Annotated in this window: 16 protein-coding genes; 8 read left to right on the top strand and 8 right to left on the bottom strand. The window is 71.2% G+C overall.

The genetic code is table 11. The features are described from left to right. From BLR99_RS20300 to BLR99_RS20280, 5 genes are all read right to left on the bottom strand, one after another. On the bottom strand, positions 1-261 hold a 261-nt coding region (locus BLR99_RS20300; RefSeq protein ID WP_139160190.1), incomplete at its 3' end, for a leucine zipper domain-containing protein. A gap of 99 nt (positions 262-360) precedes the next feature. After that, positions 361-2550 carry an acetoacetate--CoA ligase gene (locus tag BLR99_RS20295; protein ID WP_046059866.1) on the bottom strand — a complete coding sequence of 730 codons (2190 nt, stop codon included), beginning with the start codon at positions 2548-2550 and terminating at the stop codon, positions 361-363. 75 nt (positions 2551-2625) lie between these two features. Beyond that, a complete protein-coding gene (locus tag BLR99_RS20290; RefSeq protein ID WP_017439425.1) occupies positions 2626-2865 on the bottom strand; it encodes a DUF6139 family protein in 240 nt (79 codons plus the stop codon). Between the two features lie 125 nt (positions 2866-2990). Next, positions 2991-3818 (bottom strand): M48 family metallopeptidase, encoded by an 828-nt coding sequence (locus tag BLR99_RS20285; protein ID WP_011793307.1) that lies wholly within the window; start codon positions 3816-3818, stop codon positions 2991-2993. Between the two features lie 289 nt (positions 3819-4107). Beyond that, positions 4108-5760, bottom strand: coding sequence for an IclR family transcriptional regulator domain-containing protein (locus BLR99_RS20280; RefSeq protein ID WP_048857506.1), 1653 nt, complete (start codon positions 5758-5760; stop codon positions 4108-4110). A 186-nt stretch (positions 5761-5946) separates the two neighbouring features. On the opposite strand from BLR99_RS20280, the gene BLR99_RS20275 reads away from it, so the two are divergent. Next, positions 5947-7434, top strand: a complete 1488-nt coding sequence (locus tag BLR99_RS20275) for an aldehyde dehydrogenase (NADP(+)) (RefSeq protein WP_048857507.1) — start codon at positions 5947-5949, stop codon at positions 7432-7434. A gap of 28 nt (positions 7435-7462) precedes the next feature. Here the strand turns inward: BLR99_RS20275 and xopU are convergent, their stop codons facing one another. Next, complete coding sequence (gene xopU / locus BLR99_RS20270) at positions 7463-10540, bottom strand: type III secretion system effector protein XopU (protein ID WP_011793304.1); 3078 nt, start codon at positions 10538-10540, stop codon at positions 7463-7465. A gap of 160 nt (positions 10541-10700) precedes the next feature. Here xopU and ubiM point away from each other — a divergent pair, with 160 nt between their 5' ends. The 3 genes from ubiM (at position 10701) to BLR99_RS20255 (ending at position 15239) form a co-directional block, all read left to right on the top strand. Then, the gene (ubiM, locus tag BLR99_RS20265) at positions 10701-12017 is read left to right on the top strand and encodes a 5-demethoxyubiquinol-8 5-hydroxylase UbiM (RefSeq protein WP_011793303.1); all 1317 of its coding nucleotides are present in this window, start codon (positions 10701-10703) and stop codon (positions 12015-12017) included. 130 nt (positions 12018-12147) lie between these two features. Beyond that, on the top strand, positions 12148-13884 hold the full coding sequence (locus BLR99_RS20260; RefSeq protein ID WP_011793302.1) for an ABC transporter permease: 1737 nt from the start codon (positions 12148-12150) through the stop codon (positions 13882-13884). A 35-nt stretch (positions 13885-13919) separates the two neighbouring features. After that, the gene (locus BLR99_RS20255; RefSeq protein WP_011793301.1) at positions 13920-15239 is read left to right on the top strand and encodes an ABC transporter ATP-binding protein; all 1320 of its coding nucleotides are present in this window, start codon (positions 13920-13922) and stop codon (positions 15237-15239) included. A 265-nt stretch (positions 15240-15504) separates the two neighbouring features. Here the strand turns inward: BLR99_RS20255 and BLR99_RS20250 are convergent, their stop codons facing one another. Continuing rightward, positions 15505-16557, bottom strand: a complete 1053-nt coding sequence (locus tag BLR99_RS20250; protein WP_011793300.1) for an MBL fold metallo-hydrolase — start codon at positions 16555-16557, stop codon at positions 15505-15507. 102 nt (positions 16558-16659) lie between these two features. Between BLR99_RS20250 and BLR99_RS20245 the strand changes: the two genes are divergently transcribed. Beyond that, positions 16660-17283: a TetR/AcrR family transcriptional regulator gene (locus BLR99_RS20245; RefSeq protein ID WP_011793299.1), complete on the top strand. Its 624-nt coding sequence runs from the start codon at positions 16660-16662 to the stop codon at positions 17281-17283. Between the two features lie 119 nt (positions 17284-17402). On the opposite strand, the gene BLR99_RS23305 is transcribed toward BLR99_RS20245, so the two are convergent. Continuing rightward, positions 17403-17585 carry an ArgP/LysG family DNA-binding transcriptional regulator gene (locus BLR99_RS23305; RefSeq protein ID WP_041827173.1) on the bottom strand — a complete coding sequence of 61 codons (183 nt, stop codon included), beginning with the start codon at positions 17583-17585 and terminating at the stop codon, positions 17403-17405. 294 nt (positions 17586-17879) lie between these two features. Here BLR99_RS23305 and BLR99_RS20235 point away from each other — a divergent pair, with 294 nt between their 5' ends. The 3 genes from BLR99_RS20235 (at position 17880) to BLR99_RS20225 (ending at position 19056) form a co-directional block, all read left to right on the top strand. Next, entirely contained in the window at positions 17880-18017 is a 138-nt protein-coding gene (locus tag BLR99_RS20235; protein ID WP_017438753.1) for a hypothetical protein, read from the top strand. Beyond that, complete coding sequence (locus BLR99_RS20230) at positions 18014-18409, top strand: ACT domain-containing protein (protein WP_011793298.1); 396 nt, start codon at positions 18014-18016, stop codon at positions 18407-18409. The genes BLR99_RS20235 and BLR99_RS20230 overlap by 4 nt, the downstream gene beginning before the upstream one ends. A gap of 83 nt (positions 18410-18492) precedes the next feature. Further along, positions 18493-19056, top strand: coding sequence for a gamma carbonic anhydrase family protein (locus BLR99_RS20225; protein ID WP_011793297.1), 564 nt, complete (start codon positions 18493-18495; stop codon positions 19054-19056). The last annotated feature ends 8 nt before the right edge of the window (positions 19057-19064 follow it).

The raw sequence follows: 19064 nt of genomic DNA, 5'->3' as shown, positions 1-19064 counted from the left end.
CAAGCGCTGGCGGCGCTGCTGTTCGAACAGCTGGACCTGCTCGGGTGGGCAGGCCTGGGGGCTGCGGTGCGGGCGGGAGCTGCGGTCGAGCAAGCCATCGGGGCCTTCGTTGCGAAAGCGGGCCATCCACTTGTAGCCGGTGCGCAGGCTCACGCCTGCGGCTTCGCTGGCTTGGCGCATCGTCCAGTTCTGCTGGAGCACTCTGTCGACCAGAAGGGCTCGACCTGCGCGGGTCAATCGCGCATGCTTATGACTGTTCATCCGGTGTCCTGTCCTGAGTTGCTGGGGCCTGGTAACCACAGCTTCCCAGGTCGGGCCTGGATGAACAACCTATTGAGACATCACAGCTAGCCCCGCAACTCAAGCCCCCGGGGCGCCGGCGACGGCAGCGGTGCGCGCCAGGTGCCGGCGCGCGAAATCCTCGTACCAGCCAAGGCAGCCGGGATTGGCCATGGCGTCGCGGTTCACCACCTTCTCCAGCGGCTGGCCGAGCAGCAGCTTCTTGATGGGCAGCTCCTGCTTCTTGCCCGTGAGCGTGCGCGGCACCTCGGCCACCTGCACGATCTCGTCGGGCACGAAGCGCGGCGAGAGCGCGGTGCGGATCGCCCCGGCGATGCGGCCCTGCAGCGCGTCGTCCAGCACGGCACCCTCGCGCAGCGCCACGAAGAGCGGCATGTGGCTCTCGCGGCCCAGGTATTCGAGGTCCACCACGAGGCTGTCGAGCACTTCGGGCAAGGCCTCCACCGCGCGGTACAGCTCGCTGGTGCCCATGCGCAGGCCGTGGCGGTTGATGGTGGCGTCGCTGCGGCCGTAGATCACGCAGCGGCCTTCCGGGCCCACGCGCAGCCAGTCGCCGTGGCGCCAGACCGCGCCCATGGACGCGGGGCCGTCGCCGCCGCCGGGCCGGCGGCCGTGGCCGGGCGGGTACATGTCGAAATAGCTCGCGAGGTAGCGCGGGCCTTGCGGATCGCCCGGCAATGCCGGCGCCCCCGCGGGGGCATCGCCCCAGAAGTAGAGCGGCATGGAGGGAATGGGCTGCGTGCAGACCAGTTCGCCCACCGCGCCGGTGACGGGCCGGCCCGCCTCGTCCCAGGCTTCGACGGCCGCGCCCAGCATGCGGCACTGCATTTCGCCGGGCACCTGGGGCAGCTCGCGGTGGCCGCCGATGAAGGCGCCGCAGAAATCCGTGCCGCCGGAGATGTTGTCCCACCAGATCGGTTCGCTGCCGCCATCGCCCCCGGCCGTGGCCTGGGCCTGGATGCGCGCGAACTGCGCGGTGCCCCACTCCTGCACCTCGGGCGAGAGCGGCGAGCCGGTGGTGCCCAGCGCGCGGATGCGGGAGAGATCGCCGCAGGCCGCGAGATCGAGTCCCGCCTTCATGCAGTTGGCGTAGAAGGCGGCGCCCGCGCCGAAGAAGGTCACGCCGGTCTCGGCGGCGAAGCGCCAGAGCGTGCCCCAGTCGGGGCGCTCGCGGCTGCCGCCCGGGTTGCCGTCGTAGATCACGCAGGTGGTGCCCGAGAGCAGGCCGCTCGCCTGCGCGTTCCACATCACCCAGCCGGTGGAGCTGTACCAGTGGTAGCGCTCGCCGAAGGAGTTGGGCGCGTGGCTCGGGCCGATGTCGTTGTGCAGGCCCTTGAGCAGCAGCGCCACCAGCACCATGCCGCCGTGGCCGTGCACGATGGGCTTGGGCAGGCCGGTGGTGCCGCTGGAATACACGATCCAGAGCGGATGGTCGAACGGCAGCCAGAGCGGCTCGAACGACGCCACCGCGGCATCGTCCCGCGCGGTGGCCTGGGCGTATTCCACGCAGCCGCCGATGGCGCCCGCGGTGCCGAGCTGGTCCACCACGACCACGTGCTCCAGCGTGGGCAGGGCCGCGCGCAGTTCGGCGAGCACGCTCCGGCGGTCGAGGTCGCGGCCGCTATAGGTCACGCCGTCCACGGCGATCAGCGCCTTGGGTTCGATCTGCCGGAAGCGGTCCAGCACCGCGGCCGTGCCCATGTCGGGCGCGCACACGCTCCAGATGGCGCCCAGGCTGGCCGTGGCCAGCAGGGCCACCATGGCTTCGGGGATGTTGGGCAGATAGGCCGCGACGCGGTCGCCCGGCCCCACGCCCTGCGCGCGCAGGTGCAAGGCCAGCGCCGCCACCTGCCGGCGCAGCCCGGGCCAGGACAGTTCGCGGTGCTCGCCGCGCTCGTTGCGGCTGATGATGGCCGGCTGCCCGGCCGCGTGCGCGGCGTCGGCATGCCGCAGCGCCTGGCGCGCGTAGTTCACCTGGGCACCGGGAAACCATTCGGCGCCGGGCATGGTGTTGCGGGCCAGCACGGCCGTGTGCGGCGTGGGCGATTCGAGGCCGAAGTAGTCCCAGATGCTCTGCCAGAAGGCGTCGAGGTCGGTCACGGACCAGCGCCATAGGGCTTCGTAGTCGTCGAACTGCAGGCCGTGCCGGGCGTGCAGCCATTCCTGGTAGAGCCGGATCTGCGGGACGAAGGGGGCGTGCGCTGCCGGGGCAGCGGCCGCGTTGCGCGGCGTGGGGGTGGTTGTCTCCATGGCCACGCAGCGTACTGCGTGGTGCCCCGGCGTGTCACCGCCGGGGCGTCCCGGGCTTGACAGGCGAGGCGCCGGTCAGTCTTCCTTGAGTTCCTTCACGCTGGTGATGGCGTACTGCTTTTCCTCCAACTGCCGGGCCGGCTCGGGAATGCCGTAGTCGTTCCAGTGGGCGGCGCTCTCGTCGAGTTCGTGGCCGCGCTCCTGGCAGGTCCAGTCGGTATTGATGGCCTCCTGGGGAATGGGGCGGCCTTCGGGCACCACGAGGTAGGAATGCTTGCCGTCGGTTTCGGGCCGGCGGTAGATGTCGACGCGCATGGGCGGGGTCCTTTACTGCGATTGACTGCGATGGAAGAGGAAACTCCACTCTAGCCAACGCCCCGCTCCGCTTCCGTAGGAAAACCGCCCGGGGCCGGGTGGCCGCCGGGTGGCTTCCCCTCACCTCACTTGGAAGCCATGTCGCGCATGCGGTCGGCGCGGCCGGCCGGGTCCGGATGGGACGACAGCATCTCGTCGAGCGCGCCGCCCTTGCCGCCGCTCTGGGCCGCCAGCTTGCGGAAGGCCGATTCCATCGCGCTCACTTTGTACTTGTGCTTCTTCATGAAGGCCAGGCCGTAGTCGTCGGCGGCCGTCTCCTGGCTCTGCGAGAACTGGCTGTTGACGAGCTTCTCGCCCAGCGCGCCCAGGTCGCTGTCGGCGAGCCGGCCCACGCCGCCGGCCGCGGAGGCGGCCTTGCGGCCCGCCGAGGCGAGGTAGGCGGTGCGCATGGCGGCCAGGGAGTGCTGAAGCTTCACGTGGCCGATCTCGTGGCCGATCACGCCCAGCAGTTCCTGGTCGTTCATCATGTCCATCAGGCCGCTGTAGACGCGGATGGAGCCGTCGGCCGTGGCATCGGCATTGACTTCGTTGGCGAGATAGACCTTGAAGTTGAGCTTCATGCCGTCCTCGTTGACGTGCTTCTTCGTCAGGCGGGCAAGGCGCTGGGCGTATTTGTTCTTGGCCGGCGCGACCTTCTCCGTGCGCTCTTCGTAGGCGCGGAACTGCTGCGACACGGACTTGAGTTCGTCGTCGGACACCGTCACCGCCTTGAATACGTCCGCGGCCGCGCCGATCTTGCTTTCGGTGCTGGAACCGGTGCCACCCGAGCCCGCGGCCCCCAGCACGGAGCCGAGGGCAGAGCCGGCGGAAGAGGACGACCCCGTGGAGCCGTTGGTGGCGCAACCGGCCAGGATCAGGGAGAGCGCAAGCGCGCCCAGGCGGAACGTATTCATGGTTATACCCTCGTTGGAATGATGCGCCGTCCGGACAAAAGGAAGCGGACCGCGGCCCAGGGCCCGGCGCCCGATTGCGGCGTGTATCGCTGCGGAGGGACGGCGGGCGGATTCTCTCCAGGGACGGCGTCCGTGTCGCGATGGCGGGAACGTACTTGCATCTATTTGTATTTCACACTTCACACAGGTAACACCTGCACCACGCGGGAACTTTTGCTGTTTTTCAAGTACGTTCTTTCCATCAGAAAAGCACATCTTGTTGCAAAAAAGGCCCTGACAAGGGGCCTGATCAGAGCGGAAGCGCGAAGAGACGGCCAGACAGCGGTGCATTCGCCAGCAGGTCCAGCGCCACCGGCTGGCGTGCCGTCGTCACGAAGAGCGTACGGCCTTCCGCGCCGCCGATGGCCACATCGGTCGGACACGGTACCGGCAGCGCGGCGACACGATCCAGCCCGCCGTCCGGCAGAAAGCGCACCACGCTCCAGCCATCGCGCAGCGCGGTCCATACGCCGCCCTCGGCGTCGAAGGCGAGCCCGCTCACGCGCCCCGAGCCCTTGGGCACGGTGACCAGCCTCCGCACCACGCCCGGGCTGTCGGGGTGCATGTGCAGGATGGCGCCGGTGTCGGGCACGGTGGCCAGCAGGGCACCGTCCCCGGCGCGCCAACGCAGGCACTGCAGGGCTTCGGCCAGGCGCCACAGCACTTCGACGTTTCCCGCGGCCTGCAGGCGCCCCACCGCGCTGCCGCCCCCGGCGGTTTCCATCGCGATCCAGACGCTTTCGCCGTCGCCATCGGCCCCGCCCAGGCACGCGGCCCGCACGGCGGCGCCATCCGGCCAGGCGGGCCACGGCTCGCGCTGCGCGGCGCCCGGGCGCCAGCGTACGGCGCCCCGCGCCCCTGCCAGCGACACGTCCTGCGGGCCGTGCACGAGCACGCCGGCGATGGGCTCGTCGCACTCCGCCAGGGCCTGATCGGTGCCGGCCGGCAGGGGCGCCGCCCCGGCCTCGCGCGGCTCTCCGTCCGGGGCGGCCTGCGGCGACCAGGCGCGCAGCGCCGGGGCGAGGCTGTCCGCCCAGTACAGCAGGTTGGCCTCCGCGCACCAGTGGGGATGGGCGCCATGGAACGCCCAGGGGCCGGCCAGGGCGCACGCCATGGTGTCGGCCACCGGGGCGCGTGTGCGCCCGAGCTGGGCCCCCACCCGGCGGGCGGCTTCGGCCAGCTCGGGGCCGAGCAGCTCCAGCCGCTCCGGCGTGAGACGCCAGGCGGGGCCGGCCACGCTGAGGGCTCCGCGCACCTCGCCCTGGGCGTCCACGATGGGCGCGCCGACGCAGCGCACGCCGGGCACGATTTCCTCATCGTCGATGGCGTAGCCGCGCGCCGCCGTCACGCGCAATTCGGCCTGCAGCCGGCGCCGGTCGGTGATGGTGCGGGGCGTGACGGCCTTCAGGGACAGTCCCCGCAGCAGCGTTTCCCGGTCGGCTGCGGGCAGCGCCGACAGAATGGCCTTGCCCTGGCTGGTGCAATGCACCGGCTTGCGCTGGCCCAGCGCGCTGGAGGAGCGTTCGCTGTGCGCCCCGTCGCAGCGCTCGAGCGATACCACTTCCCGGCCATCGAGGGCGGCGAGGTAGGAGGTTTCGCCCGTCAGGTCGCGCAGCGCCCGCAGTTCCAGCGCCGCGGCCGCGGCGAGGTCGGGCATGGCGTAGGCCTGCCGCGCCATCTCGAAGCAGCGCATGCCCAGGCAATAGGCCCTGCGCACCGGATCGCGCCGCAACAGCCCGCGCGCGACCAGGGTGGCGAGCAGGCGGTAGGCAGTGGTCCGCGGCAACGCAAAGCGCTGCGCCAGTTCGGCCTGGCTCAGCCCGTCCTGGGAGGCGCCGACCGCCTCCAGGAGATCGAGGGCTTTTTCGAGGGCCGCGGTGCCTTCGGAGGAAGACGAGGCCATGGTTTGTCTCAGATAGTGGTACTGCCTGCGACTGTAACGGTCCCCCGGACGCCGGCGCCACGGGCGCTGGCTACGATCGCCCCGGCAGGATTTGCGCACCCGCTGTCCATCTCTTGAGACGGCCCCGGCCTTCCCGGAGCTGCCCGCCCGACCTTCCGCCCAGGCCCTTTTGCCAGGAGACATTCCATGACCACGCCCGACACCCTGCAATCCATCGACGCGCGCACCGGCCAGCCCGGGGGCGACGCCTGGGACGCCTCCACGCCGGCCGCTATCGACGCTGCCGTGGCCGCCGCTGCACAGGCGGCAGACGCTTTCGCCGCGCGCAGCGCCGCCGACCGCGCGGGCCTGCTGCGCGCCCTGGCCGACGCCCTGGAATCGCAGCGCGAAACCCTGGTGCCCATCGCCGACCGCGAGACTGCCCTGGGCCCGGCCCGCCTGAACGGGGAACTGGATCGCACCGCCTTCCAGCTGCGCGGCTTCGCCACCGAGCTGGAGCGGGGTGCGGCGCACGCGGTGGTGGACGACCCCGCGGTGGCCGGCGCGCCACCGGCCGGCCGGCCGCACCTCACCCGCGTTCGCGTGCCCGTGGGGCCCGTCGCCATGTTCTCGGCCAGCAACTTCCCGTTCGCGTTCTCGGTGCTGGGCGGGGACACCGCTTCGGCGCTGGCGGCCGGCTGCCCGGTGGTCGTGAAGGCGCACCCGGCCCATCCGGAGCTGTCCCGCCGGACGGCACGCCTCGCCCGGCAGGTCGTTGCGGCGCAGGGCCTGCCCGAAGGGGTCTTCCAGTTCGTGGAGGGCGGATCGGTGGCCACCGGCGTGCAACTGGTGCAGGCGCCGGCCATCGCCGCCGTGGCCTTCACCGGCTCGTTCAAGGGCGGCACCGCCCTGGCCCGGGTGGCGGCGGAACGCCCCCGGCCCATTCCCTTCTACGGCGAGCTGGGCTCGGTGAATCCCCTGGTCGCCCTGCCTGCGGCGCTGCAGGCCCGGGGCACCGCGCTGGCGGAAACGCTGGCCGGCTCGATCTGCCTCGGCGCGGGCCAGTTCTGCACCAGCCCCGGCGTGATCGTGGTCCGCCGGGACGCCCCGGGCGACGCGTTCGTGCAGACGCTGGCGGACAAGCTCCAGGCGCTCGCGCCGCACGCCATGCTCTCGGCGGGCATCCGCGCGCACTTCGACCACGGGGTGAGCGCGTGGAAGGCCCACGGCAAGGTCAGGCCGCTGGTGGACGGCACGGCCGCGCCAGGCGCCACGCCGCGCCCCTTCCTGGCCGAGGTGCAGGCGGTGGATTTCATCGCCGACGCCGCGCTGCACGAGGAAGTCTTCGGATCCGCCGCCCTGGTGGTGCGCACGGGCTCGGCCCGGGAGACGATCGACGTGCTGCGCGCCGTCGGCGGCTCCCTCACCGTCACGCTCTGGGGCGCGGACGACGATACGGAGGACAACCGCGCGCTGGTGCGCGCCGCCACCCAGGTGGCGGGCCGCGTGCTCTTCGCCGGCGTGCCCACCGGGGTGGCCGTCACGGCCGCCCAGCACCATGGTGGCCCCTACCCCGCCAGCACCGCGCCCTTTACCACGTCGGTGGGCTACGCGGCGATGGATCGCTTCCTGCGCCCCGTGGCGCTGCAGGATGCCCCTGGGTGGCTGGCCGCTCGCAACGGCGTTCCCTGCTGAGGTGCCGGGTGGCGGCCGCCGCCGGCCTTCATGGTGCGCCCCGGCGCTGCCCCCCCTGCTTCGACCCGCCAGCCCCGGCGCGGCTGCCGCCCGCTCCGGGTTTGCCGGGAAGCGCCAGTGCCTGCGTGCGCTCGTCGCAGTCCTTCAATTGCCGGATCGCGGCCAACGATGCACCCAGCGCCGCGCCCATCAGGGGCCGGTTCTCACGCAAAGGCTGCAGTTGCAGGGCCGTCTTGTTCTGGTCTGTCAGTTGGGTGACGAGTTCATGGAGCGTGGTCCGGTTCATCTGCAGGCCCAGGGCGAGCCTGCTGCCGGGCACGGCCCCCTCGATTTCCTTGTTCTGCACGGCGGCATAGATGCGGCTGACAACGAGCATGCTTTCCAGTCGCATGCGCCAGTCCAGCATGGCGCACCAGTCGGTCAGGCGCTGGCGCTCGCTGCGGGCGCGTTCGCTTTCATCGCCCTGGATCTCCGACTGCAGAGCAGCTTCCCGGTCACTCACGAGACGGGCCGCAGAGGCAAAGGGCGACTGGATGGCCTCCACTTTGGAGTTCAGCTTGGCCGGAGACAGGCGCCGCAGATCCTGTACCCGCTGCAGGGCATTGCTTCGCGCCTGGAACACATGCTGCATGACTTTCAATGCCGTATTCATCTGCAGGCCCCGCCGCCTGACCTCCCGGGCCAGGGATAGCGCAGACTTGGCATCGGTGCCTGCTGCGTGCTCCGCTGCGGGGGCCGGGGCGTCCAGGTCCACGCTGATCGCGCGTTGGGCGAACTCGGCCGCCCTGGAAGTCCGCGAAGAGACGGAAGCGGGCAGCAGGAGGGACGGGATTTCCTGCCACAGGGCCAGCAACGTGCAGGAGGCTCTTGCCGCACAGGCCATGGCATCCAGGGTCGCCTTCGCGCCAAGGTGAGCCTGGACGTCCTCCGGCGGCATCTCCTGCGGCCTGGGGATGCTCGGCCGATGCAGCGCGTCCACCTCCCGCGCGATGGACCGCAGAGACTCCAGCAGCCCGCTCTCAGCGGGTGCACCGTCTGCGGAATGCGCATGCGTTACTGTGGCCTGCGCTGCCTCCCCTTCCGGCACAAGGGCCGGCATGAAGGCGAAATCCCAGCCCTGCAACAGCTCGGCCCCCAGCCGATCGGCTGCCTCCTCCAGCGTGGGCCGGGACTGCGCGAACAACCGCGACACGTCCGCGGCATGCGTTCGCACTGCCGCCGAAAGGCACCGAACATGGGCAGCATCGCACTGCCGGGCCAGCGTCCGCAGCGGTTCGGCCATCGCACCCTGGGCCGCCGCCAGGGCAGACCGCGCCACAGCCCGGAGTCGCTCGGCCCGCTGCATGGCGGGCAGGGTTCCGGCGGGAGGCGGGCCGAGCAGTTCGCAGGCGTTGGCCAGGGCGAAAAAGCCTTGCAGGCGCGTCTCCTTGGGCAATCGGCCCTCGGCCCCGCCGATGCCTTCGGCCGCGGCGGGCAACGGCAAGGCCTTCAGCAATGCTCCGGCAGCGCGAGCCCAGGATGCCAGCTGGGACAGGTCGAGGGCCGGTACCTCGCCGGGAAAGCCGGAGCGGCCTGCTGCGCCCAGCAATGCCGCTCCACTTTGCCAAAGCGCAAGGAAGGCCTCGTCCAGCAAGGCTTGCGCCTCTCGTTCATGGGCCTGCGCCTGGGCGGTGGCACGCTCGCGCAGGGTGGCAACGGTGGCGGCCGAGCCTTCACGCTCCGCTGCGGTCCACTGGTCCAGCGAACGCTCCAGGACGCGGGGCAGGCTCGCTGCCGTGTGCAGCAGGTTGCAGAGCCGGCGCAGGCGCTCCAATTGCCGCAGCCCCGGCAGCAGGCCGGATTCGGCGGCAGCGGACTCCGCCTGGCTCCGCAACGGGCCCAGGGAGTCCAGCAGGAGCCCGAAGGAGCGCCGCAGGGATGCCTCTCTCCAGGCAGGAGCACGGACGGCCTTGCTTGGGGCCGCCCGCAGGGCATCGGCTGCGGCCTGTGTTTCAGGAAGGGTATCGGGCAGGACATCGCCCCAGGCTGCGCGCAGGCGTCGGGCCATCGCCTCCAGGGCCTCGGCATCCGCGGTGAACCGGCTGGTCCACTCCTTTTGCCGGAGCTCCCGGTCCGCCGCGGGCAGCTCTGGAAATTCGGGCACCGACATTGCCCCCGTCTGCAGATGTTCGAGGCGCAGTGCCGCGGCCCGGGTCATGCCCGCCAATTCACGGCAGAGCACGATATCCAGTTCGTACCGGGGAGGAGTCCCCGGCCCGGCGGCGGCATCCGCGTCCACGTAGTCGCACGCTTGCCGAAGGCATTGAACCAGATGCGCCTGGATGTCTGCCTGGAGGCGGGAATTCAGCGCGGGGTGAAAGCGGGATCGCCGCGCTGCCCCCAGCACCTGATGCCGGGCCAGGAGCTGGCGTTCCGCAGCCTCGCACGCTGCCTGGGCAGCGTGGATTCGCGCATCGTCCGCGTCGGCCCCGGGATGCAGCTTGCGGAAAATCGCCTGGGCCGCGCCGTACTGTTCCCCGGCGGCGCGCCAGGCGATGGCTGCGTCCAGCAGCCTGCGATGCAGTTGCTGGAACTCGGGCGGGACACGATAGCCTCCCAGCGCACGGATCACGTCGGCCGTACCCGGCAGGCGCTGCAATGCCGCAGCCTGCGAGGCCGCCGCGTCCGCCAGGCGCACCATGGCGGATATATCCCGTTCGGAACCGGCTTGCTCGACCGCCCGGGCGATGAATGCGGTACGCTGCGCGGCCACCCGCGCCGCGGGGCCATCGTCTGCGATGACCTGGAAGTCGGACTCGTCGCTCCCGTCTTCATGGTCTGCGGCATGCGGCGCCGCTGGATTCTCCAGCATGGCAGAGGAGATGCACGGAGGCTGCGGCACGTGGAAGGGCAGCACCGCACGGGGCGGGAGGACGCCGGCATGGCGGCGCCGCGCGCCGGATGCCGTGGCCCGGGCAGGCAGCGCACGCCGCAGGGCATCCATGGAAGGCCCGGACAAGGCGCCATCGTCTTGCGCCGGCGTGGTGCTCCCGGCAGGCTCATGCGGCTCTGCGCGCCTCGCCTGCGGACGGTAAGGGGCCGAATTACCTGCGGTACGCGGAATCATGGAATGTCATTTTTTGCATGGACCGAGAGATTGAAAGCTCCTGGCCCGAACCGCTCCAGCCAGGCCGAAAAAGCTGGAGAACTTGCGAAGCTTGATGCATGGCAATGGCAGACCCGCGCCACCGTGTCCACAATGGAGCGTTCCACCGGCCATACCCAAGATGCCTGCCACTTCCTCCGTCCCGCCCGCCCCGCCCTCACCGGCCGTGGCTGCGCACCACTGCGACGTCCTGATCGTGGGCGGCGGCCCCGCCGGCCTGTCGCTCGCAGTCTCGCTGGCGCAGGCCGGTTTCACGGCCACGGTGGTGGAGCGCCAGCCGGATGCCACCCTGGCCGAACCGGCGCCGGACGGCAGGGAAATCGCGCTCACCCACCCCAGCGCGGACACGCTGCGGCGCCTGGGTTCCTGGCAGCGCCTGCTGCCGCACGAGATCGGGCGCATCCACGCAGCACATGTGCACGACGGCCCCGCGGGTGGCGGGCAGCCGCTGCGCCTGCAGGCCGGGCGCGGCCCGGGCCACCTGGGCTGGATCGTTCCCAACCACGCCCTGCGGCGCACGGCGCACGCCGCGGCCCTGGCCACGCCGGGCGTGCGGCTGCTGGCCGGCCGGCAGGTGGCGCACGTGGCCGTATCGGAGGATGCGGCGGAACTGCAATGCGCGTCCGCCAGCGGCGAACCGGATGGCGCCGCGCCCCTGCGGCTGCGCGCGCGCCTGCTGGTGGCGGCGGACAGCCGCTTTTCCGCCACGCGGCGGCAGCTCGGTATCGGAGCGGCGAGCACCGATTTCGGGCGCACGGTCATCGTCTGCCGCATGCACCACGCGCTGGCGGGGGACGGCACCGCGCACGAATGCTTCGGCTATGCCCGCACCCTGGCCATCCTGCCGCTGCCGCCCGACCCCGGCACGGGCGAGGCCCTGTGCTCGGTGGTGGTCACCACCCGCACCGACGACGCCACCGCGCTGCTCGCTCTGCCTCCGGCCGATTTCGCCGCCCAGGTGCAGGCGCAGTTCGGCGACCGCCTCGGCGCGATGCGGCTGGCCGGCGAGCGCCACGCCTATCCGCTGGTCGCCGTCTATGCCCGGCGCTTCAGCGGCCACCGCTGCGCCCTGCTGGGCGATGCGGCCGTGGGCATGCATCCGGTGACCGCGCATGGCTACAACCTGGGCCTCGCGGGCGTGGAGCGGCTGACCGCCGCCCTGGTGCATGCGCGCGACACGGGCCGCGACATCGGTGACGCCGGCCTGCTGGAGCGGCACTACGCGCGGGCGCACCACCGGCATGCCTGGCCGCTGTACGAAGGCACGAATGCCATCGTGCGGCTCTATACCGACGACCGCCCGCTACCGCGCCTGCTGCGGCGCGTGGTGCTGCAGGGTGCCCGCCGGCTCGCGCCGGTGCAGGCAGCGATCGTGGGACAGCTCATGGGAACGGCGCCCGAGACCGGCGCCTGGGCGTCCGGCCCCGCAGGGCACTGAACTTTCCCGCTTCGGCGGACTCTGCCATGCCGCCCTCGCACGGCATGCATTTTGTGTGTGCGGGGCGGCATGGCCCGGTCTTCGTCACGAGGACCGGCTACCCTATGCGCCCTTTCCGGTTCCGCACACCATGAAAAACCAAGCGTCCCGCGAATTCTTTCCACGCCAGGTCGTGGATGCCGGCCCCAACCGCTGGGACTGGGCCCTGCTGCCGCTGGTGCTGGCGGGCGTGGTGCTGCTGGCCTATGGGGCGGCGCAGATGGCCCGGCCCTTCGAGATGGGCGACGTGATCCCGCTCTCGCTGGACCCCTGGCAGCTGCCGTACTACCTGCTGCGCACCACGCTGCGCATGTTCATCGCGCTGGGCGCCTCACTGGTGTTCGCCTGCGTGTTCGCGGTGCTGGCGGCCAAGTACCGGCTGGCCGAGCGGGTACTGGTGCCGCTGCTGGACATCCTGCAGTCCATACCCATCCTGGGGTTCCTGTCCATCACCGTGACGGGCTTCATCGCGCTCTTCCCGGGCAGCCTGCTGGGCGTGGAATGCGCTGCCATCTTCGCCATCTTCACCTCGCAGGCGTGGAACATGGCCTTCAGCCTGTACCAGTCGCTGCGCACCGTGCCGGCGGAGCTGCAGGAGGCCGCACGGGTGTTCCAGCTCTCGGGTTGGCAGCGCTTCTGGCGGCTGGAGCTGCCCTTCGCCATGCCGGGCCTGCTGTGGAACATGATGATGTCGATGTCCGGCGGCTGGTTCTTCGTGGTGGCCTCGGAGGCGATTTCCGTCTCGCACCAGGACATCAAGCTGCCCGGGGTGGGCTCGTACATCGCCCTGGCCATCGAGGCGCGCGACCTGCCGACCATCGGCTGGGCCATCGCCTGCATGCTGGTGGCCATCCTGCTGTACGACCAGCTGCTCTTCCGCCCGCTGGTGGCCTGGGCCGACAAGTTCCGCTTCGAGGAAGGCAGCGCCGATGCGGCGCCCCGCTCCTGGCTGCTGGACTGGCTGCGCCGCGCGCGCGCCACGCAGACCGTCGCTGGCTGGTGCCAGCGGCAACTGGGCCGCACGCTCACGCTGTTCAGGCGCAGCCACGACGGCACCTCGATCCGCGCCCGCCCGCCCGCGCCCTCGGCCCGCGCGGAGCGCGTATGGGACGCGGTGCTGGCCGCGGGGGTGCTCTTCGCCATCGCGCGGCTGGTGCAGTTCGTCCACACCGAGGTGGGCTGGCACGAGGTGGTGCACGTGTTCACCCTGGGCGGCTATACCCTGGCGCGGGTGATGGTGCTGATCGCCCTGGCGGCCGTGGTGTGGGTGCCCATCGGCGTGTGGATCGGCATGAACCCGCGCTGGGCGGGGCGGCTGCAGGCGGTGGCGCAGTTCCTGGCCGCGTTCCCGGCCAACCTGTTCTTCCCGGTGGCGGTGATGCTGGCGGTGCACTGGAAGCTGAACCCGGACGTGTGGCTGTCGCCCCTGATGATCCTGGGCACGCAGTGGTACATCCTCTTCAACGTGATCGCGGGCGCCTCCAGCATCCCCAACGAACTGCGCCTGGCCGCGCAGAACCTGGGCCTGTCGGGCTGGCTCCAATGGAAACGCTACCTGCTGCCCGCCGTGTTCCCCAGCTTCGTGACCGGCGCCATCACCGCCAGCGGCGGCTCGTGGAACGCCAGCATCGTGGCCGAATACGTGACCTGGGGCGACACCACGCTGCAGGCCCGGGGCCTGGGCAGCTACATCGCGCAGATGACGGCCGCCGGCGACTTCCCGCGCATCGCGCTGGGCATCGGCGCGATGGTGGTGTTCGTGATGGGGCTGAACCACTTCGTGTGGCGGCGCCTCTACCGCCTGGCCGAAGACCGCATGCATTTCTGACCCGCACCGAACGCCGAACCCAACGCACCGCTGCCATGACGCAATCCATCATCGAACTCCACGGCGTGGGCAAGACCTTCCGCTCTTCCGACGGCCGCGAGCGCCCCGTGCTGCAGAACGTCGATTTCACGCTGCGCGAAGGCGAGATCGTCGCCCTGCTGGGACAGTCCGGCTCGGGCAAGAGCACGCTGCTGCGCATCATGGCGGGCCTGGTGCCGGCCGACGAGGGCGACGTGCGCTACCGCGGCCAGCCGCTGCACGGGCCGGCGCGTGCCATCAGCATGGTGTTCCAGTCGTTCGCGCTCTTTCCCTGGCTCACGGTGCAGCAGAACGTGGAACTGGGCCTGGAGGCGCGCGGCGTGCCGCAGGCCGAGCGCGCCGTGCGGGCCGAGGCCGCCATCGAACTCATCGGGCTGGCGGGCTTCGAGGGCGCGCTGCCGCGCGAACTCTCGGGCGGCATGCGCCAGCGCGTGGGCATCGCCCGCGCCCTGGTCACCCAGCCCGACGTGCTGCTGATGGACGAGGCTTTTTCCGCGCTGGACGTGCTGACCGGCGAGCGCCTGCGCGAGGACATCCTGCAGCTGTGGCGCAGCGGCAGCATGCCTACCAAGGCCATGCTGGTGGTCTCGCACAACATCGAGGAGGCCGTGATGATGGCCGACCGCGTGCTGATCTTCGCCAGCGATCCGGGCCGCATCCGCTGCCAGCTGTCGATCCAGCTACCGCGCCCCCGCGATCCGGACAGCCACCACGTGCGCGCGCTGATCGACGAGGTCTATGCGCTCATGACGGCCGGCGCCGCGCGCCACGCTTCCGCGGCCGGAGGCGCGGCGGCGGAGCCGGCGCCCGCGACGCTCACCGACCGCCTGCCCGCCGCCGACGTGGCGCGCATGGACGGCCTGCTGGAACTGCTGGCGGAGCCCCCCTTCGACGGCCGCGCCGACCTGCCCCGGCTGGCGGAAGAGACCAGCCTCACCGACGCCGAACTGCTGCCGGTGGCCCATGCGGTGGCCCAGCTGGGCCTGGCGGCGCTGGCGAGCGGCGACCTTCAGATCACCCCGCTCGGGCGGCGCTATGTGGAAGGAGCCCACGGCCTGCGGCAGCAAATCTTCGGCCAGCAGCTGCTGGCCCACGTGCCGCTCGTGGCGCACATCCGTCACAGCCTGGAACAGGAGCCGGCGGGCGAACTGCCGGACGCCCCCTTCCTGCGCCTGCTGAGCGAGCAGCTCGACGCCCAGGAGGCCGAGAGCGTATTGCGCACGGCCATCACCTGGGCGCGGCATGGCGAAGTGTTCGAGTACGACTTCCGCACCGGGGTGATGCGCTTGCCCACAGGGGAGGAAACCTCCTCCTGAGCCGCCTCCGGCGCCTCTTTGGCGCGGCGCCCGGGGGATCAGTGCTTTGCCAGCGCCTGAACCGTGCCCGCACCGGGCGGCGCGGACGGAACGGCCCTGGCCTGGGCGGATCGGCACGGCACCGCGCCGGCGGACGGCGCGGGCGCGGCGGACGCCGCAATGCGGGCAGGAGGCTCGGCCCCGCCGCCATGGACGGGCGCGGGGCTGCCGTACAGAAGCCGTCGGATGGGAAGGACGCGGCTCAACATGGTCGGCTCCGGGTGGTTCAGTACGCGGCCGGCGCGGCGGCATCGCGCCACCAGGGCTGCGTGGCCGCAGGCAAGCGGATGTCCACGCGCTCGCCCATGACGGGCGTCAGCAGCGGCACGCCGCGTGCGGCGGCCAGCGCGCCGATGCGCTCGAAGGGCTCGGTCCAGGCATGGAAGGACAGGTCGAACGTGCCGTTGTGGATGGGCAGGCAGTGGCGCCCCTGCACATCCAGGTGCGCCTGCAGGCTCTGCTCGGGCTGCATGTGCACGTCGGGCCAGTCGGCGTTGTAGGCGCCGGTTTCCATCAGCGTCAGGTTGAACGGACCGTAGCGCTCGCCGATGACGCGGAAGCCGTCGAAGTATCCGGAATCACCGCTGAAGAAAACGCGGGTGCTGCCCGCGATCAGTACCCACGATGCCCAGAGCGTGCGGTTGCCGTCGGAGAGGCCCCGCCCCGAGAAATGCTGCGCCGGTGTGCACACCAGCTGCACGCCGGCGAAGGTGGTGCCCTGCCACCAGTCGAACTGCCGCACTTTGTCGGCCGGCACGCCCCAGCCCACCAGGCGGTCGCCCACGCCCAGCGGGGCGATGAACTGCTCCACCTTCGGCACCAGCGCGAGGATGGCAGCACGGTCCAGGTGGTCGTAGTGGTCATGGGACAGCACCACGCCCCGCAGCGGCGGCAGGTCTTCGATCCGCAGGGGCGGCGCGTGGAAGCGCCGGGGCCCCGCGAACGGCACGGGAGAGGCACGCTCCGAGAACACCGGGTCCGTGAGCCAGAAACCGCCCTGCATCTTGAGCAGGACCGTGGAATGGCCCAGGCGCCACAGCGACATGTCGGGCGCGGCCAGCAGCACCTCCCGCGTGAGCGCACGCACCGGCACGGGGCGGTCGGGCACCGTGCCGGCCGGCTTGCCGAACGCCATGCGCAGCATCACCTGCAGGCCTTTCAGCCAGCCCATGCGGCGGGGCCGGGCTGCGTTGCGGAACCGGCCGTCGGCCGACGTCGGAAGCCGCAGGGGGGACGGGTCGATCGGGGCGGCGTGGCTGTAGGCGGACGGACGGGCCATGGCAGTGGGGAAAAGGAAATGGGAAAAAGACGCACTACGAAGTGCACTGCACAGTGTAGTGTTGTTTTGAGAAAAGTAAACCGTGCGGTGTAAAATCTCCCCATGACAGCAGCCGACGCGCTCCCCCGCCTGACCGACCGCAAGCGCGAAGCCATCGTGCAGGCGGCCATCGCGGAGTTCCGCGAAAGCGGTTTCTCCGGCACCAGCATGGACCGTGTGGCCGCCGCCGCCGGTGTATCGAAGCGCACGGTCTACAACCATTTCCCCAGCAAGGACGAGCTGTTCTCCGCCATCCTCGACCAGCTCTGGAACCGCAGCCACGCGCTGCCCGATCTGCGCCACGACGCCGACCGGCCGCTGCGGCAGCAGTTGCTGGAGCTGATCGGCGGCAAGATGCAGCTCTTCAACGATCCGAGCTTCATGGACCTCTCGCGCGTGGTGATGGCCGAGATGCTGCACACGCCCGAACGCGCCAAGGCGATGGCCGAGCGCCTTTCCTCCAGGGAGGAAGGCCTGCCCGCCTGGATCCGCGACGCGCAGGAAGCGGGCCGGCTGCGCGCCGATGCCGATCCGCTTTATGCCGCGCACCTGCTCATGGGCCAGCTCAAGACGCATGCCTTCTGGCCGCAACTCATCCTGGGCCAGCCGCCGCTGGACGCTGCGCAGCAGGCCCAGGTGCTGGCCGACGCGGTGGACATGTTCCTGGGCTTTTACGCCCGCGGCTGAGGCGGCGGCGCGGGGCCCAGCACGCGGCGCGCCGCCTCCATCGCGCTGCGGGCCAGGCGCTCCAGCCGCGGTGGCTGCTGCCGCCAGCCGTGCCAGAACAGGGCGAAGTCGATGGCGGCCTACGGCAGCACATCCACCAGTTCACCCCGTTCCACGGCACCCGGGATCTGCAGTTCGGGCACCATGCCGTAGCCCAGCCCGCAGCGCACCGCGGCCAGGAAGGGCTCGGACGCCGGGACGTAGTGGCTGGGGCATGCGCTGGCCTGCAGGCCGAAAGCCTGGCGCAGCACCTGGGCCTGCAAGGCATCCTTGCAGGTCGGCCAGCAGTTCGCGCTCCATGGCCCGCGCGCGCTGCAGGTGCTGCAGCAGTTGCCGCCCGGCCCGCGTGGCGCGGCAGGGGCGGCCACGCACCAGCAGCGACACCGCCGAGGGCGTCAGGTGCAGCGCGGCGGCGGGCTGGATCGGCTTGATGGAGAAATTTTCGACCTGGCCGATGAATACACAAGTTTGGCTCAATTTCAGCGATGCGGCCGCAGAATTCCGGCATGTGATGGACAACTTCCTTCCTGCAGGGCCCGGGTACCGGCGCGGGCCTGATGGTTCCTCTCGCCCGGCTCCTGTCGCCCTGGTTCGCCCGGCCGTCGGCCTGGCGCGCGCTCGACGCCTTCGTGGCGGCCGTGATGCTGTCGCTGGCCGCCTTCCTCGCCTTCACGCCCCTTCCCTCCGCGCCATGACCCGTCCCCGCATCGCCCTCGCATCCCTTCCCTCGCGCTATGCGGTGGCACGCCTCGCGCCCTCGTCGGCATTTCCGGACTGGGCGGATGGCGACGGCTTCGTCTCGATCACGCGCACCTCCGAGGAGTTGTCGGTGGTCTGCCGGCAGGAGCGGGTGCCGACCCACGTGCAGGCCGAACGGGACTGGAAGGCATTCCGTTTCGTCGGCCCGTTCGCCTTTGGCGCCACGGGGATCGTGCTGTCGGTGATTCAGCCGCTGTCGGAGGCGGGCATCGGCGTGTTCGTGGTCTCGACCTTCGACGGCGACCACCTCCTGCTGCAGGAGCGCGATGCGGCCGCCGGCCAGGCCCTCCTGCTGGCAGCGGGCCACACCGTTCTGCCGGAAACCTGAGCCCCGGGGCTGCGGCGCGGCGCGGCGTGCCTTACGCTCCGGGGTCACGCCTCTTCGTTTTCCGGCCCCGGCCGCTTTCCGCCATGCCTCTTTCCCCCTACCTCGACGCCACGCCCACGATGGACGAAGGCGTGTTCATCCATGCCTCCGCCCAGGTGATCGGCGACGTGCACCTGGGGCGGGACGCGTCCGTCTGGTGCAACGCCGTGCTGCGCGGCGACGTGCACCGCATCACCGTGGGCGAGGGCTCCAACGTGCAGGACCTGAGCATGGGCCACGTGTCCCACCGCCACGCGGGCAAGCCGGACGGCTCGCCCCTGGTCATCGGCAGCCACGTGACCATCGGACATTCGGCCATCCTGCACGGCTGCCGCATCGGCGACGAATGCCTCATCGGCATGGGCAGCATCGTGATGGACGATGCGGTCATCGGCGACCAGGTGATGCTCGGCGCCGGCAGCCTGGTGCCGCCGGGCAAGGTGCTGGAGCGCGGCTCGCTCTACATCGGCCGGCCCGCCGTGCGCCAGCGCGCGCTGACGCCGCAGGAGATCGCATACCTGCGCTATTCGGCCGAGCACTACGTCCGGGTCAAGAACAACTATCTCGCCACGCCGCAGCCGCCGCTGCCGGCCGCCCTGCCGGGATAATCGGGGGC

Source organism: Paracidovorax citrulli, assembly GCF_900100305.1.
GTDB lineage: Bacteria > Pseudomonadota > Gammaproteobacteria > Burkholderiales > Burkholderiaceae_C > Paracidovorax > Paracidovorax citrulli.
Note: the sequence above shows the minus strand (reverse complement) of the source record. Positions and strands in the feature narration are given on the sequence as shown.